The sequence below is a fragment of the Pseudomonas sp. Pse35 genome, from assembly GCF_024519715.1.
GTDB classification, from domain to species: domain Bacteria; phylum Pseudomonadota; class Gammaproteobacteria; order Pseudomonadales; family Pseudomonadaceae; genus Aquipseudomonas; species Aquipseudomonas paracarnis.
Window position 1 is genome coordinate 1 of the sequence record NZ_JALJRP010000043.1, and the last position, 22,805, is coordinate 22,805.

Here is a 22,805-nt window from a genome sequence, read left to right on the forward strand (position 1 = left end):
GTTTACCCCCCAAATCCCTGTCGAATTCCGGCCAGCGTGGTTTGACGGGGCGCCTGAGATCAAGATCAAAAGCAGATCAAGATCAAGAGCGACTCGCTTCGCATCGTGGTTACCGTCTGCTGTTACAACCCACAAAGTTGTGTAGATACCTATGCTGCGATGGCATCGCTGCGGTGTACCTGATACGCCGCGTCGTCCGCATCGCAGGCAAGCCAGCTCCCACAGAGCCCGAGGACAACGCGTTAATACAGGAGAGTGCGCCTAGGTCAGCCTTCTTCGAGCCACAAACGGATCGGCTTGCCTTCGGCCGGCCAGAACCGCGTCTGCTCGAGCGGCGAGATGTCCCAGCGCTGCACGCCTTGCAGGGCCTGGAAGAAGCGATGCTCTTGCTCCATCAGGGCCTCGGCGCACATTTTTCGAGTGCTGCCGACCGGGCCGAAGCTGAGCTTGTCGCCTTCGACCGTGTACGGCGCAAACCAGTGGTTACAGCCGCCATTGCCATAGGCGCGGCCATCGGCGCCCAGGGTGACGGTAAGGTGCGCGTAGTCCATCAACGGCCGCTCACCGATCCATTCCACGACGTAGCTGTGGTCGCGCTCCAGCTTGGCGCCATCGGCGGCGCAGCCTGCCAGGCCCAGGCCGATTGCGGCGAGCAGCAGCCGGCCTTTCATTGCGCGGCCTGCTGGCATTTCGGGCAACGGTGCTTATCGCCTTCGCTGGCCCAGCCCAGTTCTTTGATACGCGCGTTGGCGGCCGGTTGCAGCGGTGCCTTGGTCAGCTTGGTTTCTACCGCGAATTCAAACTCCAGCACGGCGTCGCAGCTGTCGCAATTGACCTTCCAGGTGTGGATCTCGAGTTCGCCGAACTTCGGCCCTTGGGCCATGGCGACCCACTGGCCCGCCGGGCGGATGGAGTAGCGTGCGTCACCTTCGACGGTGAGTCGCATCGACAGGGTTTTACTGCCGCGCAGGCTGACGATCAGGACGTCGCCATGTTTGATCGAACCACCGTTGCCGGTGACCTGGTAACGGCCCGGCACCAGGGCACGGCATTCGATCAGGGTGTGTTGCGGGCTCAGCAAGCTGAAGCGGAAATCGTGTTCGGCCATGGATCCTCCAAATAGGCGCGGCATCCTATCACGGGTGCCGGCCTATCATGAGCCTGGTATGTGACCGCTGATCATCCCTCGACCAGGTTCTGGGCGCGGCCATCGGCCCACGCGGCAATGTTGGCCAGCGTGGTGCCGGCAATCGCCGCCAGGGCCTCACGGGTGAGGAAGGCCTGGTGCGCGGTGATGATCACGTTGGGGAAGGTCAGCAGGCGGGCGAGCACGTCATCCTGCAGGGGCAGGTCCGAGCGGTCCTCGAAAAACAATTGGGCTTCTTCTTCGTAGACGTCCAACCCCAGATAGCCCAACTGTCCCAGCTTGAGCGCTTCGATCAGTGCCGGCGTATCGACCAGGCCACCACGCCCGGTGTTGATCAGCATCGCACCGGTTTGCATCTGCGCGAGCGAGCGGGCATTGATCAGGTGTTTGCTGTCGGCGGTCAGCGGGCAGTGCAGGCTGATGATTTGTGCCTCGGCCAACAGTTCAGGCAGGCTCACGTAGCGGGCCCCGAGGTCCTGCACCTGTGGGTTGGGGAAGGGGTCGTAGGCCAGCAACTGGCAGCCGAAGCCGGTCATGATCTTGGCGAAGGTCGCGCCGATCTGACCGGTGCCGACCACGCCGACCGTTTTGCCGACCAGATCAAAGCCGGTCAGCCCGTGCAGGCTGAAATCACCGTCGCGGGTACGGTTGTAGGCACGGTGCAGGCGACGGTTGAGGGCCAGGATCAGGGCGACGGCGTGCTCGGCCACCGCGTGGGGCGAATAGGCGGGCACGCGCACGATAGTCAGGCCCAGGCGCTGGGCGGCGGGTAAGTCGACATGGTTGTAGCCCGCCGAGCGCAGGGCAATCAGGCGTGTGCCGCCCTTGGCCAGTTGCTCCAGCACCGGGGCGCTGAGGTCGTCGTTGATAAAGGCGCAGACCACCTCGTGGTGTTCGGCCAGGGCCACGGTATCGAGGTTGAGGCGGGCGGGTTGGAATTGCAGTTCCAGGCCAGCCGGCAGCGGTTCGCCGAGGAAACTCTCGCGGTCGTAGGTTTGGCTGCTGAAGAGAATGACGCGCATTAAGAAGGCTCCCTGCAATGACAGAATAGATGCGTACCTGTAGGAGCGAGCTTGCTCGCGAAAAACGTCAACGATAACGCGTTCATTCTGGTTTAACGCGGTGTTCTCTGGTTTTTCGCGAGCAAGCTCGCTCCTACAGTCGGACGGTCAGGCACTCACTCTGGCTTCACTGGCCAGCCGTGCAATCGCCATGTCCAGTTCGTCCAGCGCGGCCGTGGCCTTGGCGTCATCCTGCTTGAGCAGGGTTTCGGCGCGTTGGCAGGCTGCTCGTAATTGCGGAACACCACAGTAGCGGGTGGCGCCGTGCAAACGGTGCACACGCTCGATCAAGGCGTGGTTGTCATTGGCTTCGCGGGCGTGGGTAATTGCCAGGCGATCAGCCTCCAGGGAGGCCAGTAGCATGGCGAGCATATCAGCGGCCAGGTCGGCCTTGTTGGCGGCCAGGCGCAGGCCTTCTTCGTGATCGAGTACCAAGAGTTGCACGCCCTGGGCCGCGCCTTCGTGGGTACGCTCCGGGCCTTGGTTACGCAGCGCCAGGCCGGTCCATTTCAATACCACCTGGGCCAATTGCCGCTCGCTGATGGGTTTGGTCAGGTAGTCGTCCATACCGCTTTGCAGCAGGGCGCGTTTTTCGTTGGCCATGGCGTGAGCCGTGAGGGCTACCACCGGCAGCGGTGTGCCGTGGCGTTCGCTTTCCCACTGGCGGATCGCCTCGGTGCTCTGGCGGCCATCCATGCCGGGCATTTGCACGTCCATCAGCACCAAATCGAACGTTTCCTGCTTCACGGCGTCGACCGCCGCGTAACCGCTTTCCACCGCCTGCACCTTGGCGCCCATGTCTTCCAACAGGGTTTGCACCAGCAACAGGTTGGCCGGGTTGTCGTCCACGCACAGCACCCGTGGCGCACGGCTGGACAACGGCTCACCGGGTTCGCTGCGCGAAGGGCGCGGGCTGATCAGGTCGGCCAGGGAGCGGCGCAACTTGCGCGTACAGGCGGGCTTGGCCTGCAGTTGGCTGTTGGGGTTGGGCACCGATTGGTTGAACAGCATCTGCTCTGTGGTCGGGCACAGCACCAGCACCTTGCAGCCCAGGTGTTCCAGGTCCCACAGGTGTTGATTGAGGCGTTCGGGCGGAATGTCGTTGGCGGTGACGCCGAGCACCGCCAGGCTGATGGCCTGTTCGGTCTGGTGGGCACTGGTGATGCCGTTGGTCAGGCTTTCCAGGGTATTGAACGGCGTGACTTCCAGGCCGCAGTCTTCCAATTGATGTTGCAGGGCCTGGCGCGCCAGTTCGTGGTTTTCCAGCACGGCCACACGACGCCCCAATAGCGGCGCGGCGGGCAGGTCTTCGACGTCGTCACGGGTTTTGGGCAGGTTCAGGCTGATCCAGAATTCCGAACCTTCACCCGGCGTGCTGTCGACGCCGATTTCGCCGCCCATCTGCTCGATCAACCGCTTGGAAATCACCAGGCCCAAACCGGTACCGCCGGGCTGGCGCGACAGCGAATTGTCGGCCTGGCTGAATGCCTGGAACAGGGCGCGCACATCCTGGTTGGACAGGCCAATGCCGGTGTCTTGCACGCTGATGCGCAATTGCACGCTGTCTTCCTGCTCGTCCTCGATCATTGCCCGGGCCACAATGGTGCCTTCGCGGGTGAACTTGATCGCATTGCTGATCAGGTTGGTCAGGATCTGCTTGAGCCGCAGCGGGTCGCCCACCAACGCCAGGGGCGTGTCGCGGTACACCAGGCTTACCAGTTCGAGCTGCTTGGCATGCGCGGCGGGGGCGAGGATGGTCAAGGTGTCTTGCAGCAAGTCGCGCAGGTTGAAAGGCACGCTGTCGAGCACCAGTTTTCCGGCTTCAATCTTCGAGAAATCGAGGATTTCGTTGATGATGCCCAGCAGGTTATCCGCAGATTTTTCGATAGTGCCCAGGTAATCCAGCTGGCGCGGTGATAATTCGCTTTTTTGCAGCAAGTGAGTAAAACCGAGGATGCCGTTGAGCGGTGTGCGGATCTCATGGCTCATGTTGGCCAGGAACTCCGACTTGATACGGCTGGCTTCCAGGGCTTCCTTGCGTGCCAGGTCCAGCTCGATGTTCTGGATCTCGATGGTTTCCAGGTTCTGGCGCACGTCTTCGGTGGCCTGGTCGATGCTGTGTTGCAGCTCTTCCTGGGCATTTTGCAGGGTTTCGGCCATGCGGTTGATGCCAGACGCGAGCTGGTCCAATTCCTGGCTGCCCAGGGGTGGCAAGCGTGTTTCCAAGTTGCCGTCCTTGAGCTGCGCCACCGCTTGCTTGATCTGGCCAATCGGCGAATTGATGGTACGGCTGATACGCAGGGCGAGGGCGGCGGTGCACATCAGGCCGATGGCGATCAGCAGAAGGCTGGCGAACAGGCTGCGATAGCCGCGCAACAGCATGCCATTGTGGGACAGCTCGACTTCCACCCAACCCAGCAGCCGGTCGGCCTCATCGGGAATCAACTCGCCCGCCAGGTTGCGATGGCGGCCAAACACCGGCAGTAGATAGCGGGTGGCGTCGTTGCCGGAACGCTGTAACAGTTGCGAGCTGTTGCCGGTGGGTGGCTGGTTGAGCATGGTCGGGCCGGCGTGGGCCAGGGACGCGCGGTCTGGCGCCAGGAACGACACGGCGCGCACATCCGGTTGTTCCAGGGACTGGGTGGCGATACGCTCCAGCAGGTCGGTGTCCTTGTGGCCCATGGCTGGGGCCACCAGCGGTGCCAATTGCTCGGCGATCATTTCGCCGCGTTGCAGTAGCTGGGTCTGCAATTCCGAGAGTTGCATCCAGGTGAAATAGCCGCCCAACAACAGCGCCATCAGGCTGGTCGGTAATAAGGTCAGCAACAGTACGCGGCCTTTTATCCCCATTCTTCTAAGCACGCCACTCTCCTGCTACCACGTTGTTATCAATCATCCACGCCGGCATCCGGCCAGCGCCACCTGCGCAGTGTAGCCATTTGCGCGGCCTGGAATCTTGCAAATTAATGACATGCGGCAATCTTCGGGCCATTCGGCGCCGGGTGGCGATTGCCTGTGAACGTTTAATCTTGAATAATCAGTGATTGAGAATGACTTGCAGACGCTAATGACTCCCGCAGCAGTTGGCCTACCCAGTATCCTGACCATCGAAGATGACCCTGTGTTGGGCGCCTACGTGCACGAGCAACTGGGCCGCAGTGGTTTCCAGGTGACCTGGTGCCAGAACGGCCAGCAGGGCCTGCAACTGGCCCGCGCCCAGGCCTTCGACCTGGTGCTGATGGATATTCTGCTGCCGGGGCTGGACGGTTTGTCGATCCTCACTCATTTGCGCCAGAGCCACGCCATGCCCGTGATCCTGATGTCAGCCCTGGGCGCTGAAGCCGACCGTATCAGCGGTTTTCGCCTGGGCGCGGACGACTATTTACCCAAGCCGTTCAGCATGGTTGAACTGTGCGTGCGTATTGAAGCGATCCTGCGCCGCGTTGCCCTGGATCGCCGGCCCGAGCCGACGCGCGCCCCGGCACTTGAAGATGCCCGGGTGCTGCACTTTGATGATGAACGCTGCGATGTGTCCTGCCAGGACCAGTGGGCCGCGCTCACGCGCAGCGAATACCGCCTGCTGGAAACCCTGCACCGCAACGCCGAAGAAGTCCTCAGCAAAGCCTTCCTGTATCAGCAGGTGTTGCAGCGCGGTTATGCGCCCCATGACCGCAGCCTCGACATGCATGTCAGCCAGATCCGCCGCAAGCTCAAGGCCATCGGTTACATCGAGCGTGAAGTACGCACCGTATGGGGCAAGGGCTACGTGCTGAGCGGTCACGATGAAGGGCTTTGAGCGACTGCCCGGCAAGCACTCGTTGTTCTGGAAGCTGGCCTGCCTGTTGATCGCCTTCTGTTTGCTGATGATTTGGCTCAGTTGGTCGTGGGGCCGTTACATGGAACAGCAGAGCGCTTACCTGTCCGACAAGTCGCGGGAGATTCTCAATGGCTATGCCGCGGGTGCCGAACTGGCGTGGAGCACGCAAGGCAGCGCGGGCGTAGATGCCTGGCTGCAGCGGATGGCCGAGCGCGAAAGCACTTGGGTAGGGGTGATCGGTAACGACCTGCAGTCCCTGGGCAGCACGCCCTTGAGTGACAAGGAAAGCCAGCGCCTGACGTTTTTGCGTGGATTGGATTGGCCGGTCAGCCGGCATGTCATTGGTTTGCCCTGGATGAAAGTACCGTTTCCGGTCGACCCTGGCGCGGGGTCGCTGGTGATCGAGCTGCCGCAGCGCTTTATGCCTGGGCGCTATCAACTGTTCTGGCGGGTGGTCACCAATGGTGTGATCCCAGGTCTGTTTACCCTCTTGCTATGCATCGGCCTTTACCGGCTGTTGATCATGCCCCTCAATCAATTGCGCGAGCAGGCCAATGCCTGGCGTGCGGACCAACTCAATACGCGGATGTCCCTGGATGCCACCAGCCGCCAGGACGAACTGGGCGAGCTGGGCCGCGCCTTTGACCATATGTCCGAACGCTTGCAGGGCACGGTGCGTTTGCAGCAGCAGTTGCTGCGCGATATGTCCCATGAACTGCGCACACCGTTGAGCCGCCTGCGGGTAGCCTGCGACAGCGAGCAAGACCTGGCCAAGCTGCGCGAGCGCCTGGGTCGGGAAATCGACGCCATGCAGCGCCTGGTGGAAGACAGCCTGCAACTGGCCTGGCTCGACAGCGAAACTACACCGTTGCCCCAGGAAGATATTCAGCTCCAGGCCTTGTGGGACATATTGCGCGAGAATGCTTGTTTTGAAAGCGGTTGGTCCGCATCGCGCTTGCCGTGCCTGTTACCCGCGGACAGTTGGGTGCGTGGCAACCTCAATGCACTGGCCCAGGCCTTGGAAAATATCCTGCGCAACGCCATACGCCACTCGCCCCACGACGGCTGCGTGCAACTCGACGGATGTCGGGAGGGGGGCTATTGGCATATCTGGCTGCAGGATCAGGGGGCCGGGATTGCTGAGGATGATCTGGAGCGCATCTTCGCGCCCTTTACCCGCCTGGACGGCTCGCGGCCCGGCGATGGCGGTTTCGGCCTGGGCCTGAGCATTGCCCGCAACGCCGTGCAGCGCCAGGGCGGCCGCTTATGGGCGGAAAATACCGGGCGGGGTCTGCGGGTGCATTTGCGTTTGCTGGCCCGTTAGCGCTCAGCGCCGGCGCAGTTTGCGTTTTTTCCACTGGTGCGCCACCCACCAGCGCCAGTACGCCATGGTCAGGCAATAAGCCAAGGCGCCCAATACCACCCCCAATACCACCGAACCCAGCAGGAATGGCTGCCAAAGAGTGCTCAACTGGCCGCTGATCCATTCCCACGTAAGGTTATCGGGCAAGCTGCGTGGCGGCACATTCATCAGCCAGGCGCCGGTCATATAGGTACAGATGAACACCACCGGCATGGTGATGGGGTTGGTCAACCACACCAGGCTGATGGCGATAGGCATATTGCCGCGCACCGAAATCGCCAGGACCGCGGCAAGCAACATCTGCAATGGAATCGGGATAAACGCCGCAAATAAACCCACCGCCATGGCGCGAGCCACTGAGTGCCGGTTCAGGTGCCAGAGGTTGGGGTCATGCAGCAGCGTGCCAAGAAACTGTAATGACTTGTGTTCCCTGATACTGCTGGGATCGGGCATGTACCGTTTGAATAAGCGCCGGGGCATAAGGGGTCCAGGTCAATTCGAGGGGCAAGTATGCCCGGATTCTATAAACAGAAAATTCAGACTTTGTGACAAAACATCATAGGCGCTGTCGTTCAGCCGGCTAAGACTGAGTGGATCACTGGAAAAGGATGATCCATGAAGACAGGGATGTTGGCGTTGGCGCTGGGGTTGCTGGCGTTGCGGTGGTTACCGGTGTTGCCGCCTGGCGCCGGGTTGTCGGCAATGCTCGTGCTGGCCTTGATGCTGTTGCCTTTTCGGTCCTATCCCGTGGCGTTCTTTCTGGTGGGCTTGAGTTGGGCCTGTCTCAGCGCGCAGCGGGCGCTGGATGATCGGCTGCAGCCGGCCCTGGACGGGCAGACTCGCTGGGTGGAGGGGCGTGTGGTGGGCTTGCCTCAGCAGACGGGTACGGGCGTGCGCTTTGAACTGGCCGACGGCCGGTCGCGCAAGATTCGGCTGCCCAAACGTATCCGCGTGTCCTGGCACGGCGGGCCAGTGGTGAACAGCGGTGAACGCTGGCGTCTGGCGTTGACACTCAAGCGGCCTGCGGGCCTGCTCAATTTCCATGGGGTCGACCATGAAGCCTGGCTGCTGGCCCAGCGTATCGGTGCTACTGCAACGGTAAAAGACGGTGAGCGTCTCGCACCGGCCCGCAATGCCTGGCGCGATGCTGTGCGCCAGCGCCTGATGGCGGTGGATGCCCAAGGCCGCGAGGCGGGCTTGGCGGCGCTGGTATTGGGCGACGGTTCCGGCCTGGAGCCTGAGGATTGGCAGGTGTTGCAGGACACGGGCACGGTGCATCTGCTGGTGATTTCCGGGCAGCACATCGGCTTGCTGGCGGGGTTGATCTACGGCTTGGTCGCGATGCTGGCGCGTTATGGTTGCTGGCCCCGAACCTGGCCGTGGCTGCCGTGGGCGTGCGGTCTGGCATTTGGCGCGGCGTTGGGTTATGGGCTGCTGGCCGGGTTCGGCGTGCCGGTGCAACGGGCCTGCATGATGGTTGGCCTGGTGCTGCTGTGGCGTCTGCGTTTCCGCCATTTGGGAGTATGGTGGCCGTTGCTGCTGGCACTGAACGGCGTGCTGGTACTGGAGCCCTTGGCCAGCCTGCAGGTAGGGTTCTGGTTGTCGTTTGCGGCGGTCGCGGTGTTGCTGTTGGCGTTCGGCGGGCGCCTGGGGCCCTGGAGCGCCTGGCAGGTGTGGACCCGACCCCAGTGGCTGATTGCCATTGGTTTGTTTCCGGTGTTGCTGGTGCTGGGGTTGCCCATCAGCCTCAGCGCACCTGTGGCCAATCTCCTTGCCGTGCCTTGGATCAGCCTGGTAGTGCTGCCTTTGGCGCTGCTGGGCACGGCGTTGCTGTGGGTGCCGCTGGCTGGGGAGGGGTTGCTGTGGCTGGCCGGCGGTGCGCTGGACGGATTGTTTAAAAGCCTGGGGCTGCTGGCTGCGCAATTACCGGCCTGGGTACCCGCCGAGGTACCTTTGGGGTATTGGTTGGTTAGCCTGGCTGGCGCGGTGATTTTGTTGCTGCCCAAGGGGTTGCCGTTCCGGGTGCTGGGCTTGCCCATGCTGTTGATGGCTGTATTTGCGCCCAGGGAGTGGGTGCCCCACGGGCAGGTAGATGTGGTGCAACTGGACGTCGGCCAGGGGCAGGCACTGATCCTGCGCACCCGTCATCATACGTTGCTCTACGATGCCGGGCCGCGCTCGGGGCCTGTCGACCTGGGCGCACGCGTCGTGTTGCCGTCGTTGAAAAAGCTCGGGGTAGCCCAGTTGGACATGATGCTGCTCAGCCATGCCGATGCCGATCACGCGGGGGGGGCGGCGGCGGTGGCTCGGGGGTTGCCCGTCAAGCGTGTGGTGGGCGGTGAAACCGAAGGTTTGCCAGACTTTCTTGCCACCCAACCCTGTACCAGCGGCGAACGATGGGAATGGGAGGGTGTGTCATTTCAATTGTGGCAGTGGGCTGATGGGCTTGATGGCAATCCGAGGTCTTGTGTGTTGCAGGTTGAGGCCAGTGGGGAGCGCCTGCTGCTCACCGGTGACATTGATCGCGCCGCCGAACAGGCTTTTCTGGCCTCTTCGTTGGCGGTTCAGACCGACTGGCTGCAAGCCCCGCACCATGGCAGCCGCAGTTCGTCATCCTGGCCGTTCCTGCAACGGTTGGCACCCACATCGGTGTTGATTTCCCGCGGGCGCAGCAATACGTTCGGTCATCCCCATCCGCAGGTCCTGGAGCGCTACCACGTGCTGGGCAGCCGGGTTTACGACAGCGCCGAGCAGGGTGCCGTACGCTTGCGTCTGGGGGCGTTTCTGCCACCGATGGTTGCGCGCAGTCAACGCCGTTTTTGGCGCGAACCGTTACCGTAATCGCGTGTTACCAAAGACCCGAGCCGCAACAGGCGGGTGTGTAGCCGACGAACCCCGCTGTCGAACCTATATGATAAAGTGGCGCACTTTTTCGAGGGGGCATTCACTGTGTGGGAATTGGTCAAATCCGGCGGCTGGATGATGTTGCCGATCATTCTGAGTTCCATCGCTGCACTCGGCATCGTTGCCGAACGCCTGTGGACCCTGCGCGCCAGTCGCGTCACCCCTGAGCATCTGCTGGGGCAGGTCTGGGGCTGGATCAAGAACAAGCAGCTCGACAAGCAGAAACTCAAGGAGCTGCGCGCCAATTCGCCGCTGGGTGAAATCCTCGCCGCCGGTCTGGCCAATTCCAAGCATGGTCGCGAGATCATGAAGGAGTGCATTGAAGAGGCGGCCGCCCGGGTCATCCATGAACTGGAACGCTACATCAACGCCCTTGGCACCATCGCCGCCATGGCGCCGTTGCTCGGTTTGCTCGGCACAGTACTCGGCATGATCGATATCTTCAGCTCGTTCACAGGCTCGGGCATGACCACCAACGCAGCGGTCCTGGCCGGGGGGATCTCCAAGGCGTTGATCACCACCGCAGCCGGCCTGATGGTGGGTATCCCTTCGGTCTTCTTCCACCGTTTCCTGCTGCGTCGCATTGATGAACTGGTGGTCGGCATGGAGCAGGAAGCCATCAAGCTGGTGGAGGTGGTGCAGGGCGACCGTGATGTAGACCTGGTCGAGGGCAAAGCGTGAAATTTCGCCGCAAGCAACGGGAAAATGTTGATATCAACCTCGCGTCGTTGATCGATGTGGTGTTCATCCTGCTGCTGTTTTTTGTCGTGACCACTACCTTCACCCGCGAAACCCAGTTGCGTGTCGACCTGCCTGAAGCGGTGAGTGGCTCGCCTGCCGAAGACCAGCAAGTCAAACAACTGGACATCGCTATCAGCGCCGAAGGGGTGTTTTCGGTGAATAACCAGTTGATGGAGAAAAATGACCTTGCCAGCCTGATGGAGGCGTTGCAGAAGGAGTCTGGTGGCGACACCCAGTTGCCGCTGTCCATCAGCGCTGATGGCAAAACCCCGCACCAGGCCGTGATCACCGCCATGGACGCTGCCGGCAAGCTCGGTTTCAGCCATTTGCGCATGACCACCGTCGAGGCGGCGAGCCCGCCCTGATGGCCATCTCCGACCGTTTACTCAAGGCATGGTACGAAGGTCATCCAGCACTAATGTTGCTGCGACCGCTGGAATCGCTGTATCGCTGCGTGGTTCAACGTAAGCGTGCGCGCTTCGTGGCGGGCGAGGGCGAGATTTATCAGTCGTCTGTGCCAGTGATCGTGGTGGGCAATATTACAGTGGGAGGCACCGGCAAGACGCCTTTGATCCTGTGGTTGATCGAGCACTGCCGACGCAGCGGCTTGCGCGTAGGAGTGGTCAGTCGAGGCTACGGTGCCAAGCCGCCGCAGTTGCCGTGGCGGGTCGAGGCCGGCCACAGTGCCGAGGTGGCCGGTGATGAACCCTTGCTGATCGTGCAGCGCAGCGGTGTACCGCTGATGATCGATCCTGATCGCAGTCGTGCGGTAAAGGCCCTGCTGGCCTGCGAGCCCCTGGACCTGATCCTCTCCGATGACGGCCTGCAGCACTACCGCCTGGCCCGCGATCTTGAACTGGTGCTGATCGATGCCGCCCGTGGCCTCGGTAACCGCCGGTGCCTGCCTGCCGGGCCGTTGCGCGAACCGGTGGAGCGCCTGCAGAGTGTGGACGGGGTGCTTTATAACGGTGCCGTTACAGACCGTGAAAATGGCTTTGCCTTCCGCCTGCAGCCCACAGCGCTGGTCAACCTGCACAGCGGCGAACGCCAGCCGGTCACCTATTTTCCGCAGGGCCAGCAGGTGCATGCGGTGGCCGGAATAGGCAATCCGCAACGTTTCTTCAATACCCTTGAAACGCTACACTGGCAGGCGATACCCCATGCTTTTGCCGATCACGCGCCCTACAGCGCCGAGGTCTTGAATTTTACCCCGTCATTGCCGCTGGTCATGACCGAAAAGGACGCGGTGAAGTGCCGCGCCTTTGCCCAGCCCGACTGGTGGTACCTTGCGGTGGATGCGGTACCGTCGCCGGCGTTCGTCGCCTGGTTCGACACGCAGCTGATGCGTCTGTTGCCCAACCGTCTTTTGCCTTAAAACGCTTTTTTCCAGGAAACATTCATGGACACCAAACTGCTCGATATCCTTGCTTGCCCGATCTGCAAAGGCCCGCTCAAGCTCAGCGCCGACAAAACCGAGCTGATCAGCAAAGGTGCCGGCCTGGCTTACCCTATCCGTGACGGCATCCCGGTCATGCTCGAAAGCGAAGCCCGCACCCTGACCACCGATGAGCGCCTGGATAAATGACCACCGCCTTTACCGTTGTCATTCCCTCGCGCTATGCCTCGACCCGTCTGCCGGGCAAACCGTTGCAAATGATCGGCACCAAGCCGATGATCCAACTGGTGTGGGAGCAAGCGTGCAAGAGCAGCGCCGAACGGGTGGTGGTGGCCACCGATGACCCGCGTATTATCGAGGCGTGCAAACGCTTTGGTGCCGAAGCGGTCCTGACCCGCGAAGACCATAACTCCGGCACTGATCGCCTGGCCGAAGTCGCCACTCAGCTGGGTCTGGCACCCGACGCGATCGTAGTGAACGTGCAGGGTGACGAGCCATTGATACCGCCGGGTGTCATCGATCAGGTCGCTGCCAACCTCGCGGCCCATGGCGAGGCGCGTATGGCGACCCTGGCCGAACCGATCGAAGACATCGAGACGCTGTTCAACCCGAACGTGGTGAAAGTGGTCAGCGACATCAACGGCCTGGCACTGACGTTCAGTCGCTCCACCTTGCCGTGGGCGCGGGATGCCTTTGCCAAGAATCGCGACGTGTTGCCGGAGGGCGTGCCATATCGCCGCCATATCGGCATCTATGCCTACCGCGCCGGTTTCCTGCGCGACTTCGTCAGTTGGGGCCCGTGCTGGCTCGAGAATATCGAGTCCCTGGAACAACTGCGTGCCCTCTGGCACGGGGTGCGTATCCACGTGGGCGATGCGTTGGAAGCACCGCCAGCCGGTGTCGACACCCAGGAAGACCTCGAACGCGTCCGTCGCCTGCTGGGCGCCTGATGGAAGTTCTGTTTGTATGCCTGGGCAATATCTGCCGCTCGCCAACCGCTGAAGGCATCTTGCGCCATAAGTTGCGTGAAGCAGGCTTGGCTGGCCAGGTTGAGGTGGCGTCTGCTGGCACCGGAGAATGGCATATCGGCAACCCGCCGGACCAGCGCAGCCAGCGTGCGGCGCTGGCGCGCGGCTATGACTTGTCGGGCCAGCGTGCCCAGCAGGTTTCCCGTGCTGATTTTGCCCGCTATGACCTGATCCTGGCCATGGACAACAGTAACCTGCGCAACCTCAAAGCCATGCAGCCAGGGCAGGGCAAGGCGGAGCTGGATTTGTTCCTGCGTCGCTTTGATGGCGAAGTGGACGAGGTGCCAGACCCTTACTATGAAGGTGAGCAAGGTTTCGAACGGGTCCTTGACCTGATCGAACGCGCCTGTGACTTATTGGTGATCGAATTGAAGGGGCGGTTATGACCTTGCAAGTGCGTGCGCAGGTATCGCTCAAGCCATTCAACAGCTTTGCCATTGATGTGAGCGCGCAATTATTTGCCGAGGCCCACAGTGATGCTGACGTGCGCGAGGCCATCGCCTATGCCGCCGCACATGCGGTGCCGTTGCTGGTGATCGGTGGCGGCAGCAATTTGCTGCTGACCCAGGACGTTCCGGCGCTGGTGTTGCGTATGGCGACCCAAGGCATTCGTGTGCTGAGCGATGATGGCACGCACGTGGTTGTCGAAGCCGAAGCGGGAGAAGCCTGGCATCCGTTCGTGTTGTGGACGCTTGAACACGGCTTTTGCGGCCTGGAAAACCTCAGCCTGATCCCCGGCACTGTCGGTGCCGCGCCGATGCAAAACATCGGCGCCTATGGCGTAGAGATCAAGGATGTCTTCGCCGGCCTCACTGCCCTGGATCGCCAGACGGGCGAGCTGCGGGAATTCAGTCTCGACGAATGCAAGTTCGCCTACCGTGACAGCCTGTTCAAGCACGAAGTCGGGCGTTGGCTGATCCTGCGGGTACGCTTTTCCCTCAGCCGTGCCACTCACCTGAAACTCGACTACGGCCCGGTGCAACAGCGTCTGGTTGCGCAGGGCATCACCCACGCCACGCCAAGCGATGTGAGCCGCGCGATCTGCAGCATTCGCCGCGAGAAACTGCCAGACCCGGCAGAGCTGGGCAATGCGGGCAGCTTCTTCAAGAACCCACTGGTGTCCCAGGCCCTGGCGATTGAACTGCAAAGCCAGTATCCGGACCTGGTGGCCTACCCTCAGGCAGACGGCCAAATGAAACTCGCCGCCGGCTGGCTGATCGACAAGGCCGGTTGGAAGGGGTTCCGGGAGGGCGATGCGGGCGTGCACAAGATGCAAGCGCTGGTACTGGTCAACTACGGCACCGCCACCGGGCAAGAGATTGCCCAGCTTGCGCTACGCATCCAGCAAGATATCTTCAAGCGCTTCAAGGTCGAGCTGGAAATGGAACCCAATCAGTACTGAGCTTTATCTGCTCTGAAAATGAAAATGCCCCGTATCTCGCGATACGGGGCATTTTTATTGCTGCGATTGATCAGTCATCGCGGCTCATGATGCCGAAGATCTGCAACAGGCTGATGAACAGGTTGTAGATCGATACATAAAGGCTGATGGTCGCCATGATGTAGTTACGCTCACCGCCGTGGATGATGGCGCTGGTCTGGAACAGGATGCACACCGAGGAAAACAGCACAAAACCCGCGCTGATCGCCAGTTGCAGGCCGCTGATCTGGAAGAACATGCTGGCCACCACCGCCGCCAGCAACACGAAGAAACCTGCGGTGATGAAGCCACCCAGGAAGCTCATGTCCTTACGGCTGATCAGCACGTAGGCCGACAGACCACCAAACACCAGGGCCGTCATGGCAAATGCCGAGCTGACCACTTCCGCACCGCCGGCCATGCCCAGGTAACGGTTGAGGATCGGGCCGAGGATAAAGCCCATGAAACCGGTCAAGGCAAACGCCGACACCAGGCCCCAGGCCGAGTCACGCAGCTTGTTGGTCAGGAAGAACAGACCATAGAAGCCGATCAACACGACAAAGATATTCGGGTAACCGACGCGCATCTGCTGGGCCACGTAAGCCATCACGCCGCTGAATGCGAGGGTAAGGGCGAGCAAGCCGTAGGTGTTGCGCAACACGCGGCTGACTTCAAGCTGCTCAGCCTGCGCGTTGCCATTCACTGCGTAATTCTGTTCGCGCATGGCGACACTCCTTCAGTTTTGAAACGTTCAGTCGCAAAGATCATAACAGACGCCTTGTAACAAGCGATGCAGAGAGTTTGACAGTGTGTTTCATTCGGGTATTATGGCGCCCGCTGACACGGGATGGGCTACTATAATCCCGTGATGCACAAGGGAAATTGGCAGAGTGGTTGAATGCACCGGTCTTGAAAACCGGCGAACGTTAATAGCGTTCCCAGGGTTCGAATCCCTGGTTTCCCGCCAAAATTTACACGAAAGCCCCGCGATTGCGGGGCTTTCGTGTTTAAGGGGTTTGGGTGGAGCGCTACGGTTTTTGAGGGGCGTTCCGAAACTTTCGGGTAGGCGTTCCGAAACTTTGCCTATTTTGATGGTTTAGCAGTAGCGCCAATCCTCCTGTAAACCCGCTTTGTGATCTCCTGCTTACTGTGTCCCAGTAGCAGGCTTGCGTCGCCAATATCGATGATTTCCGATGCTGCTTTCGGTCGGATGTCGCGAAACTGAAAACCGCCAATCTTCGCGGCGAGGAGCGGATCGCCCTCTTCGATTGCTTTGGCACAAGCTTTCTCCCGCGCCTTATCCCAGCGCAAGCGCAGCATTCCCTTCGTCATTCGCTTTCCGTGCCTGTTTATCAGCAGGTACTTCGAGACGTGGCCGGCATTCCTCTCCGTAATTTCCCGAATCAACCTGCCCAAGCTGTTTTCTCCCTCCTCTGTGTACATCAGGATCCTAAGCTTAAGCCCTGTCTTGCCTTGCGTGACCAAGAAGTAATCGCCCTCAATGTCGTCCCTGCGCATGACGATCACGTCTGCTGGCCGCTGGCCTGTCAGGTAGCCCAGGTCCATGGCTTCCTTGAGTTCCGGCTCAGCCATCCCGTAGACCGCATCCCAAACCGCGGCGTTGGCATAGTAATCACGTGGCGTTTCCTTGTTCTTGCGGATGCCCTGGCACGGATTCTCCCGCTCGGTAAGGCCCCATTCCCGCGCCATGTTGAACACGTGGGAGAGTAGGGCGATCTCCCTATTGGCCCGTACCTTGGCTGTACGGGCGTCGCGGTATCCGGCGATATTGGCTGGTGTGATTGAGTCGATGGGCGCCCCGTCAAACATGGGCCGCAATTGTTTGAGCTCGGCTAGGTTATCCTTCTGGGTACGCTCGCCTTTTTTCGGAATGACGTCGCGAACGTATCGATCAAAGATCCCCTTCATCATCGTCAGATCGGCTGGCTTTTCCTTGGACTCAAGCTCTGCCCACTTCAATCGGGCTTTGCTCAAGTCTCCCCCAAGCGGGATTTCCTTACCCGTTGAGTCTCTGTAGTAATAACCAACCCACACTTTACCGTTCTTGCGAGGGCGCTTTCTCCGCACCATTCCCGGCGGTAAGTCCCTGTTCTCAGTGTTTCGAGGTCGCATCTCAGTTCACCCTGGAGAAGTCAGGTGTCCAAGCTGGTCGCGGCGGCATGCTCTGCTCTGCAGACGTTGGATTGGTCATGCCAAGCTTCATGCGAGCGTACATGCGTCCGACCAATGGGCGGCCACCACGGCTCTCAACGAATACCCAATTGCGGTCGTTGAGCCATCTCCGTTGATGGGCTCGCTGCTTGTATCCAGTAAGGTCGGCCAGTTCTTCGTCCGAGAAAATTTCAGTTTCTAAAGTTCTAGTGCGTGAATGATGCGTATACCCCACGGCAGGCTGCGCGAGCGGGCGTTCCTGAGCGTTTAGCGTTGCATCAGCGAGCGCTGCCCTGCGCAGCTTTTCGTGGGGTACAAATGCCTCGGCAGTGGCGCTGGAAGGAGCAGTAATGCCTGCTGCTGCGCAGCAGAGACTGTTTGTTTCTAGCGTGTCGCCACCATTGGCTGTGCGGAGCAAAGCGGGCAGGGCGTTGGTGTTGTCTTGGTGGTTCTTCATGCCGCTTTCCTCCGGTGTTCGATAGCGAGTTGGTCCATCAGGCGCTGGTGATAGGTGAGTCGAGCTTCTGCTGCAGGCCAAGGGCGGATGGTTTCGGCCATGGGTTCGATGCCGACCAAGCAATCCCAGATAGCCGGATCGGTTGGCATGAGGTCTCGGCGTTCGGTCGCCAGCGCAATCAAGTCGGCCTTGTAGATGCAGGCGGGGAGTTCTGGAGCGATGTCGAACCGCTCGCAAATGCGCCACCAGATGCAGTCCTCGAAGTGCTGGTAAGCGCTAATCCACTGCTTGAGTGGCCGAGTCATGTCACCCACGTATGCCTCGGCGGCATCGTGGAGCAAGGCCGCGAGCTTGTACTCTTCCGGCACCTGCTCGGCGACGATGCAGCTGTGTTGGGCCACGCTGTAGAACTCGAGGGTGTGGCCGTTGAAGCGGCACAGGTGGGCCAGCGAGTGCGAGATGTCCCGTGGGTCGATCATGTCGGCGTCGGGCTCGAACAGATCAAAGCGCTTGCCAGTGGAGGTGAGGATCCAGTTCATGCGGCTTCCCCCTTCAGTTCGAAACGATCCATCAGCGCAGCCATGTTCAGTGCTTTTTCACGTAGGGCAAGTGCCTGAGTTGCTTGGCTTTCGGATCTAACGGCGCGGAAAGTGTCTGCGGCGAGCTTCAGCTTTTCGGCAATGGCGAGAAGTGTGTAACGGTCTTGCGGTTCCCGGCTCAATAGGAGTTCAGTTCGCATGCATTGATCTGACATTTCTTTGATAGAGGCTGCGTATGCGGCTGAAGCTTCGTCCCGGCCCAAGACGTAGCCGTCGGAATAGCCTTCTTCATAGCCCTCATTTTTGCCGTCAGTAAGGCCGCCTCGATACCCGACCCAATAGAGGATACCGGCGGCGATTACGATGCTGATCAGTGCGCAAATTTGAATTGCAGTCATGTGGTGTGCTCCTGGTAGTTTCGTGGCTGGTGGTGGTAGCCGTCTGGGTTACTGGTGTTGCTCGGTTGAATCGTTTTGTGGCCGGGGCATGTCTTCGTCCGCTCGGTAAGCGCGGATGTCGATCAGTGCTGCGACGTGTTTGATGTGGGCATACCGGATAGCCTTGACGCTGTGGTCCAAGGTTGTCACCGGCAGTTGAATACGCCCGCTGTTGATCGCCTCGGTGAAGGTCTTCTCGTTGAGGTTCTTGAAGTAATGCACGCGCAGCTTTTCCAGGGGGATAAGCACGTCGCCGAAGAGTTGATGCAGCATCTCGACTGTTGCGCTATCCGGCGCGGGTTGCAGCCGTAGCGGTGTTTGACTGTTGTTGCTCATGGGCAGCTGCCTCCTTGCGTTTGAGTCGTGAGGGGTGGTTCCAGGCATTTAGGCAGTGGCGTTTAGTCAGCTCCCGCAGATGCTCCGGCACTTCGAGGAGCGCGGCATTGCGCTCCTCGCGTGTGTGCATGGCGACGATCTGGCGGGCGTACTCCCTAGGCCACGTCACGGTTATCTGCCGGGATGGCTGGCAGTTCGAGGCCCAGCTGACTTGCCAGCCAGGGCATACCGGCTTGCCGGACCTTCGTCGACTGGCTGTATTGCATTCCGGCCGTCTCGTGGTACCAGTTGCCGTTCTTGATCCGCAGGTATTCTCGGTCACGTACAGGGAACGCCGGGAGGTTGCGGTCAGTGAGCAAGCCCTTATCACGCATAAGCGCAATCAGTTTGGGCCGGGTGAGGCCGAAGTACTTGGCGGCTTTAACCAGGCTACGTTCCATCTCCGCCTCCTAGGCTGCATGCGCGGCTGGAGTCGCCACGGCTGCCAGGTGAGTGATGGACTCGGCCACCATGGAGTAGATCTCCACGTCACTGCCATACACCGTGAAGCACTTGGTACGTGGCTTCCTGACGCCGATGCTCATGATGGTGGTAATGCCAGTGCGGGTCTTGTTGCGATGGATTGCCAAATTGATCGGTTGCTCAAAGCCCATTTCGAGGCTGAGCACGCCGCCGGTTTTTACTAGGTCGAACACACGTTGCTTGTGTTCAGTCTCGAATACGCCGTAGCGGCGATCTGAGTGCGGCAAAGACGACGGATCGGTTGGGCTGGTTGGCCCGTTGACGATCTCTTCAATGAAGTCCGCAAGCTTAAGGTGCATCTTCTTACTATTGGTCAGGGTCAGCGTGTGGCGTTCGCAGCCCAACTCAATAGTGAAGTGCGTGTCTGCTTTGCGGCGCTCGACTTTCAGGCGGAAGGCTAGGGCCTCACGCTGAACTTCGGCACGCAGCAGGTGGTTGAAGGTTTCGGTTAGGTTTACTTGGGCCTTGAGCAGGGTCAAGGTGCGGTTGTCGAGTTTGTACTTGCTCATGCAGCTTGTCCTCCGCCGTTCGGATCGAATGGAGCGGGCGCGGAGCGCTGCTGAGGCTTGGATTTGGACGCGATGAACGTGCAGCCCAAATCTTGCGCCAGGCGGCGGATTTCAAAGATTCTGGAGGGATTAGCAGCGGCTGGGTGGACGTGCAGGGTTGCTGTGGTGTGCATGGTGTTGCCTCGCTCTGTGGTGGAAGAGTGAGATGAATATCAACCAATGGTTGCGATAAGTCAACTGTCGGTTGATTTCAGCTGTTTTTTGCGATTCTCCAGTAGGTCCATTGAGAACTCGATGATATGTTTTGAATCTTCCTCGCTTGTTTTTACCTGAGATTTATACAATTTTGATTTATAGACGGAGTTAATAATTGAAGCTCAAGAACTCGATGCTAGAAATTCCGGAAGATAATATATTCTTTAACGACAAGTTTTCTCGTAAGGAAAGCGTAGGGAATTTGACGCGTTTATTGAAAAATGTATCTTCACCACTCGTATTGTCAGTTAACGCTCCGTGGGGAGCAGGAAAGACTACTTATATGAGAATGCTTCACGCGAACTTGAAGGAGCTGGAATGTAAGTCAATATACTTTAGCGCATGGGAAACGGATTTTGCAATCGACCCATTGCTTGCTTTTTTAGGGGAGATGAATATCGGTCTTGAGGGTTTCCTGACCGGTAATCCAAAGAAGCGAAAAGCTTGGAAAAAGGTGAAGGAGGTAGGAGTACACATTCTGCGGAGGGGCGTCCCTGTCGGAGTTAAGCTTGCGACAATGGGCATAATCGATACTGATAAGATAATAGAAGGAGAAGCTGGAAAGTTGTCGGAGGCTCTATCTAAAGATGTTGTGGAACAGTACACGAAGGATAAGGGGTGTATTGCTGAATTCAAAAAGAATGTAGCAGAGGTAATTGCGGGGCAGGGCGAAATTAAGGAAAAGCTTTACATATTCGTTGATGAGCTAGATCGTTGCCGCCCGACATACGCGATTGAATTGCTGGAGAGAATTAAGCACCTCTTAGACGTTGAGGGCCTGATCTTTATTTTGGCGCTCGACAAGGTTCAGTTGGCTCACAGTGTTCAGGCTGTATATGGGGCTGATTTCGATGCGCTCGGATATTTGAAACGGTTTATAGATATTGAATTTTCTTTGCCGACTAACGACAGTAACCAGTTTGTAAGGCATTTATTTACACATCTAGAACTGGATAAATATTTTTCTACTCGAAAGCGTGGTGATTTCATCTACGATCGAGAGCATGTAATCGGAGCCATTAAGGCCGTCAGCTATCACATGTCTCTCAGGAGTATCGAGCAACTGGTTTCTAAGATAAAATTAATTACGTTAACGGTCCGTGATAACGAATATTTCTTTCCTGAATTGATAGTGTTTTTGCTTGTAATTAAAGACAAGTATCCCGATGTTTACGCCTCGCTATCAAGTGAGGAGGGTGGCGCAGATGATGTGTTATCTTTAATAGAGGTCGTTATGCCCGGGAATGATGATTCTAGTATTTGGGCTAGGCAGTCTGTTGAAGCTTTAATACTTGCAGGCAAGTCGTACAGTGCGAAGGCTTGGTACGCAAAGCGTGTCGCTTTACTTCGAGATACTGCTGGGCCTAATAACAATGTTGAGCAGCATCCAGGAAATGCTGCAAGGGTGATTGAATTGGTCGAGCATTTTACTCGAGGCGGGAGAGGCATATCGCTGAGTAAAGTGTTGAATCGTATCGATATGCTTTCAGATTTTAATTTTGAATAATTAATCGCTAGTGTTTCGTCGCTCACTCCGGGATAAAAGAACCAACTACTTTTCCGCAGATGTGCGTTTCTTCCGTAATATCAATGATTGGGTATTGCGGATTAATTGGCCTCAAAAATTGTCTTCCTGCGTCTTCCACCAGAATTTTAAACGTAGCCTCATTCGTTCGCGGTACACGGGCGATCACTCGATCGCCGGTCTTTGTTTCAGCTTCCGGATCTACAAAAATTATGCATCCTGCTGGATAGCTACGACCAGGCCCCGGATTTGTCATAGAGTCTCCCATCACTTTCAACGCATAACCGGCAGTACTAATAGGTACGGGACATGAAAGCCAAGATTCACCGTCCGGCTGAACAAAATTTGCCTCACACCATGCCCCCGCTTGTACCCACGAAATCAGCGGGACTTTTCCAAACCGGCGAGTAACATCGCGGACATTACTGTCATGCCCGCTAAGGTGATGAACGTTACTTTCTGATCCCTGCCCCTTAGGCATAACGCCGTATTCTAGCCATTCTCTCCGCACGTTGAGCCACGCGCACAGTGCGACCATGCTGTCAGGTTCAGGTACAGCATCGCCGTTCAGCCATTTACTCACGGCCTGAGGGCTCTTATCTACGCCTGCCTTTTTCAAATGCTTATGGATATCCACCCCACGACCACGGGCGCGCACGCCAGCGTCGTCGAGTGCTTCGTGAAGGCGCGCCGTGAAAGCTGCCCGTAATTCGTTCTTATCAACCATGAGTTGATACTCTCACAGGGGTTGCGCAATAGTCAGTTGATGTTAATATCAACTTCGAGTTGATAATTTGAGGTTGCCATGTTGGATCCCACAGATTTCCCCAATGCCATCGCGTTCGCATTCGAAGCAGTAGGAGGCATCGGGGCTGCGGCTAAGGTATGCGACAGGAGTTACCAAGCACTCAATAAATGGCGCTTGGCTGCCAGCCTCCCACGTACCGATTACACCGGTGAAACCCACTATGCAGCGCTTCTAGCTACCGCTGCAAAGCAAAAGGGCAACGCATTTGAGGCTGCTTGGCTTCTTAATGCGTCGGCGCCGCAGAAAGCTGCAGCGTAAAAGAAAAAGGCGGCCTAAGGGCCGCCCAGTTCCTCCCGGCACACACCACCACAGTGCTGTCGGGTCGCGACGAAGGTAGGAGGGCACACCACATGCAAACCACCTCCCTT

26 protein-coding genes and 1 tRNA gene are annotated in these 22,805 nt (G+C 58.8%); 13 read left to right on the forward strand and 14 right to left on the reverse strand.

The window, feature by feature from the left end; all coding sequences use genetic code 11:
- Nucleotides 1–266: 266 nt before the first annotated feature.
- The 4 genes from OC445_RS24505 to OC445_RS24520 form a co-directional block, all read right to left on the reverse strand.
- The gene (locus OC445_RS24505; protein WP_054898286.1) at nt 267–671 is read right to left on the reverse strand and encodes an META domain-containing protein; all 405 of its coding nucleotides are present in this window, start codon (nt 669–671) and stop codon (nt 267–269) included.
- A complete protein-coding gene (locus OC445_RS24510) occupies nt 668–1,108 on the reverse strand; it encodes a hypothetical protein (RefSeq protein WP_003192054.1) in 441 nt (146 codons plus the stop codon). Before OC445_RS24510 ends, OC445_RS24505 begins: the two co-directional genes overlap by 4 nt.
- A 71-nt stretch (nt 1,109–1,179) precedes the next feature.
- Nucleotides 1,180–2,169, reverse strand: a complete 990-nt coding sequence (locus OC445_RS24515; RefSeq protein ID WP_198790525.1) for a 2-hydroxyacid dehydrogenase — start codon at nt 2,167–2,169, stop codon at nt 1,180–1,182.
- 147 nt (nt 2,170–2,316) lie between these two features.
- Nucleotides 2,317–5,070 carry a response regulator gene (locus tag OC445_RS24520; protein WP_054898283.1) on the reverse strand — a complete coding sequence of 918 codons (2,754 nt, stop codon included), beginning with the start codon at nt 5,068–5,070 and terminating at the stop codon, nt 2,317–2,319.
- 205 nt (nt 5,071–5,275) lie between these two features.
- Here OC445_RS24520 and OC445_RS24525 point away from each other — a divergent pair, with 205 nt between their 5' ends.
- Nucleotides 5,276–6,004: a response regulator transcription factor gene (locus OC445_RS24525; protein WP_034127860.1), complete on the forward strand. Its 729-nt coding sequence runs from the start codon at nt 5,276–5,278 to the stop codon at nt 6,002–6,004.
- Complete coding sequence (locus OC445_RS24530) at nt 5,991–7,349, forward strand: sensor histidine kinase (protein WP_054898282.1); 1,359 nt, start codon at nt 5,991–5,993, stop codon at nt 7,347–7,349. The genes OC445_RS24525 and OC445_RS24530 overlap by 14 nt, the downstream gene beginning before the upstream one ends.
- Before the next feature lie 3 nt (nt 7,350–7,352).
- Here the strand turns inward: OC445_RS24530 and OC445_RS24535 are convergent, their stop codons facing one another.
- On the reverse strand, nt 7,353–7,868 hold the full coding sequence (locus OC445_RS24535) for a DUF2062 domain-containing protein (RefSeq protein WP_003192045.1): 516 nt from the start codon (nt 7,866–7,868) through the stop codon (nt 7,353–7,355).
- Nucleotides 7,869–8,003: 135 nt separating this feature from the next.
- Here OC445_RS24535 and OC445_RS24540 point away from each other — a divergent pair, with 135 nt between their 5' ends.
- The 8 genes from OC445_RS24540 to murB all read left to right on the forward strand — a co-directional run bounded on the left by OC445_RS24540 (nt 8,004) and on the right by murB (nt 14,859).
- A complete protein-coding gene (locus OC445_RS24540; protein ID WP_233097265.1) occupies nt 8,004–10,229 on the forward strand; it encodes a DNA internalization-related competence protein ComEC/Rec2 in 2,226 nt (741 codons plus the stop codon).
- Nucleotides 10,230–10,337: 108 nt separating this feature from the next.
- Complete coding sequence (locus tag OC445_RS24545) at nt 10,338–10,973, forward strand: MotA/TolQ/ExbB proton channel family protein (protein WP_034128146.1); 636 nt, start codon at nt 10,338–10,340, stop codon at nt 10,971–10,973.
- Entirely contained in the window at nt 10,970–11,398 is a 429-nt protein-coding gene (locus tag OC445_RS24550) for an ExbD/TolR family protein (RefSeq protein ID WP_198790524.1), read from the forward strand. Before OC445_RS24545 ends, OC445_RS24550 begins: the two co-directional genes overlap by 4 nt.
- Nucleotides 11,398–12,408, forward strand: a complete 1,011-nt coding sequence (lpxK, locus tag OC445_RS24555) for a tetraacyldisaccharide 4'-kinase (protein ID WP_181124829.1) — start codon at nt 11,398–11,400, stop codon at nt 12,406–12,408. The genes OC445_RS24550 and lpxK overlap by 1 nt, the downstream gene beginning before the upstream one ends.
- A gap of 24 nt (nt 12,409–12,432) precedes the next feature.
- Complete coding sequence (locus OC445_RS24560; protein ID WP_003174668.1) at nt 12,433–12,618, forward strand: Trm112 family protein; 186 nt, start codon at nt 12,433–12,435, stop codon at nt 12,616–12,618.
- Nucleotides 12,615–13,379: a 3-deoxy-manno-octulosonate cytidylyltransferase gene (kdsB, locus tag OC445_RS24565; protein WP_198790523.1), complete on the forward strand. Its 765-nt coding sequence runs from the start codon at nt 12,615–12,617 to the stop codon at nt 13,377–13,379. Before OC445_RS24560 ends, kdsB begins: the two co-directional genes overlap by 4 nt.
- A complete protein-coding gene (locus OC445_RS24570; protein ID WP_054917236.1) occupies nt 13,379–13,843 on the forward strand; it encodes a low molecular weight protein-tyrosine-phosphatase in 465 nt (154 codons plus the stop codon). Before kdsB ends, OC445_RS24570 begins: the two co-directional genes overlap by 1 nt.
- On the forward strand, nt 13,840–14,859 hold the full coding sequence (murB, locus tag OC445_RS24575) for a UDP-N-acetylmuramate dehydrogenase (RefSeq protein WP_060773014.1): 1,020 nt from the start codon (nt 13,840–13,842) through the stop codon (nt 14,857–14,859). Before OC445_RS24570 ends, murB begins: the two co-directional genes overlap by 4 nt.
- 70 nt (nt 14,860–14,929) lie before the next feature.
- Here murB and OC445_RS24580 read toward each other — a convergent pair whose 3' ends face one another.
- Nucleotides 14,930–15,601, reverse strand: coding sequence for a Bax inhibitor-1/YccA family protein (locus OC445_RS24580; protein ID WP_003192030.1), 672 nt, complete (start codon nt 15,599–15,601; stop codon nt 14,930–14,932).
- A gap of 152 nt (nt 15,602–15,753) precedes the next feature.
- Here OC445_RS24580 and OC445_RS24585 point away from each other — a divergent pair.
- Nucleotides 15,754–15,844: transfer RNA gene (locus tag OC445_RS24585), tRNA-Ser, on the forward strand.
- Between the two features lie 116 nt (nt 15,845–15,960).
- Here OC445_RS24585 and OC445_RS24590 read toward each other — a convergent pair.
- The 7 genes from OC445_RS24590 to OC445_RS24620 form a co-directional block, all read right to left on the reverse strand.
- Nucleotides 15,961–17,010, reverse strand: a complete 1,050-nt coding sequence (locus OC445_RS24590) for a tyrosine-type recombinase/integrase (protein WP_152748582.1) — start codon at nt 17,008–17,010, stop codon at nt 15,961–15,963.
- 1 nt (nt 17,011) lies between these two features.
- The gene (locus OC445_RS24595) at nt 17,012–17,284 is read right to left on the reverse strand and encodes a DUF4224 domain-containing protein (RefSeq protein WP_262020411.1); all 273 of its coding nucleotides are present in this window, start codon (nt 17,282–17,284) and stop codon (nt 17,012–17,014) included.
- Between the two features lie 218 nt (nt 17,285–17,502).
- Complete coding sequence (locus OC445_RS24600) at nt 17,503–18,045, reverse strand: phosphohydrolase (protein WP_065935950.1); 543 nt, start codon at nt 18,043–18,045, stop codon at nt 17,503–17,505.
- Nucleotides 18,042–18,443: a hypothetical protein gene (locus tag OC445_RS24605; protein WP_065935949.1), complete on the reverse strand. Its 402-nt coding sequence runs from the start codon at nt 18,441–18,443 to the stop codon at nt 18,042–18,044. Before OC445_RS24605 ends, OC445_RS24600 begins: the two co-directional genes overlap by 4 nt.
- Nucleotides 18,444–18,491: 48 nt before the next feature.
- The gene (locus tag OC445_RS24610) at nt 18,492–18,818 is read right to left on the reverse strand and encodes a pyocin activator PrtN family protein (RefSeq protein ID WP_262020396.1); all 327 of its coding nucleotides are present in this window, start codon (nt 18,816–18,818) and stop codon (nt 18,492–18,494) included.
- A gap of 155 nt (nt 18,819–18,973) precedes the next feature.
- Nucleotides 18,974–19,258 (reverse strand): phage antirepressor KilAC domain-containing protein, encoded by a 285-nt coding sequence (locus OC445_RS24615; protein ID WP_065935947.1) that lies wholly within the window; start codon nt 19,256–19,258, stop codon nt 18,974–18,976.
- Nucleotides 19,259–19,267: 9 nt separating this feature from the next.
- Nucleotides 19,268–19,849: a hypothetical protein gene (locus OC445_RS24620; RefSeq protein ID WP_262020397.1), complete on the reverse strand. Its 582-nt coding sequence runs from the start codon at nt 19,847–19,849 to the stop codon at nt 19,268–19,270.
- Between the two features lie 370 nt (nt 19,850–20,219).
- On the opposite strand from OC445_RS24620, the gene OC445_RS24625 reads away from it, so the two are divergent.
- Nucleotides 20,220–21,611: a KAP family NTPase gene (locus OC445_RS24625; RefSeq protein WP_262020398.1), complete on the forward strand. Its 1,392-nt coding sequence runs from the start codon at nt 20,220–20,222 to the stop codon at nt 21,609–21,611.
- A 22-nt stretch (nt 21,612–21,633) separates the two neighbouring features.
- On the opposite strand, the gene OC445_RS24630 is transcribed toward OC445_RS24625, so the two are convergent.
- Complete coding sequence (locus OC445_RS24630) at nt 21,634–22,356, reverse strand: LexA family transcriptional regulator (RefSeq protein ID WP_262020399.1); 723 nt, start codon at nt 22,354–22,356, stop codon at nt 21,634–21,636.
- Between the two features lie 78 nt (nt 22,357–22,434).
- On the opposite strand from OC445_RS24630, the gene OC445_RS24635 reads away from it, so the two are divergent.
- Nucleotides 22,435–22,695, forward strand: a complete 261-nt coding sequence (locus OC445_RS24635) for a hypothetical protein (RefSeq protein WP_262020400.1) — start codon at nt 22,435–22,437, stop codon at nt 22,693–22,695.
- Nucleotides 22,696–22,805: the final 110 nt, after the last annotated feature.

Excerpts from the sequence above, each read along its gene's own strand:
- OC445_RS24505 (WP_054898286.1), bottom strand. The coding sequence starts at position 671 with ATGAAAGGCCGGCTGCTGCTCGCCGCAATCGGCCTGGGCCTGGCAGGC.
- OC445_RS24510 (WP_003192054.1), bottom strand. The coding sequence starts at position 1,108 with ATGGCCGAACACGATTTCCGCTTCAGCTTGCTGAGCCCGCAACACACC.
- OC445_RS24515 (WP_198790525.1), bottom strand. The coding sequence starts at position 2,169 with ATGCGCGTCATTCTCTTCAGCAGCCAAACCTACGACCGCGAGAGTTTC.
- OC445_RS24525 (WP_034127860.1), top strand. The coding sequence starts at position 5,276 with ATGACTCCCGCAGCAGTTGGCCTACCCAGTATCCTGACCATCGAAGAT.
- OC445_RS24530 (WP_054898282.1), top strand. The coding sequence starts at position 5,991 with ATGAAGGGCTTTGAGCGACTGCCCGGCAAGCACTCGTTGTTCTGGAAG.
- OC445_RS24535 (WP_003192045.1), bottom strand. The coding sequence starts at position 7,868 with ATGCCCCGGCGCTTATTCAAACGGTACATGCCCGATCCCAGCAGTATC.
- OC445_RS24540 (WP_233097265.1), top strand. The coding sequence starts at position 8,004 with ATGAAGACAGGGATGTTGGCGTTGGCGCTGGGGTTGCTGGCGTTGCGG.
- lpxK (WP_181124829.1), top strand. The coding sequence starts at position 11,398 with ATGGCCATCTCCGACCGTTTACTCAAGGCATGGTACGAAGGTCATCCA.
- OC445_RS24560 (WP_003174668.1), top strand. The coding sequence starts at position 12,433 with ATGGACACCAAACTGCTCGATATCCTTGCTTGCCCGATCTGCAAAGGC.
- kdsB (WP_198790523.1), top strand. The coding sequence starts at position 12,615 with ATGACCACCGCCTTTACCGTTGTCATTCCCTCGCGCTATGCCTCGACC.
- OC445_RS24570 (WP_054917236.1), top strand. The coding sequence starts at position 13,379 with ATGGAAGTTCTGTTTGTATGCCTGGGCAATATCTGCCGCTCGCCAACC.
- murB (WP_060773014.1), top strand. The coding sequence starts at position 13,840 with ATGACCTTGCAAGTGCGTGCGCAGGTATCGCTCAAGCCATTCAACAGC.
- OC445_RS24580 (WP_003192030.1), bottom strand. The coding sequence starts at position 15,601 with ATGCGCGAACAGAATTACGCAGTGAATGGCAACGCGCAGGCTGAGCAG.
- OC445_RS24590 (WP_152748582.1), bottom strand. The coding sequence starts at position 17,010 with ATGCGACCTCGAAACACTGAGAACAGGGACTTACCGCCGGGAATGGTG.
- OC445_RS24600 (WP_065935950.1), bottom strand. The coding sequence starts at position 18,045 with ATGAACTGGATCCTCACCTCCACTGGCAAGCGCTTTGATCTGTTCGAG.
- OC445_RS24605 (WP_065935949.1), bottom strand. The coding sequence starts at position 18,443 with ATGACTGCAATTCAAATTTGCGCACTGATCAGCATCGTAATCGCCGCC.
- OC445_RS24610 (WP_262020396.1), bottom strand. The coding sequence starts at position 18,818 with ATGAGCAACAACAGTCAAACACCGCTACGGCTGCAACCCGCGCCGGAT.
- OC445_RS24615 (WP_065935947.1), bottom strand. The coding sequence starts at position 19,258 with ATGGAACGTAGCCTGGTTAAAGCCGCCAAGTACTTCGGCCTCACCCGG.
- OC445_RS24620 (WP_262020397.1), bottom strand. The coding sequence starts at position 19,849 with ATGAGCAAGTACAAACTCGACAACCGCACCTTGACCCTGCTCAAGGCC.
- OC445_RS24630 (WP_262020399.1), bottom strand. The coding sequence starts at position 22,356 with ATGGTTGATAAGAACGAATTACGGGCAGCTTTCACGGCGCGCCTTCAC.
- OC445_RS24635 (WP_262020400.1), top strand. The coding sequence starts at position 22,435 with ATGTTGGATCCCACAGATTTCCCCAATGCCATCGCGTTCGCATTCGAA.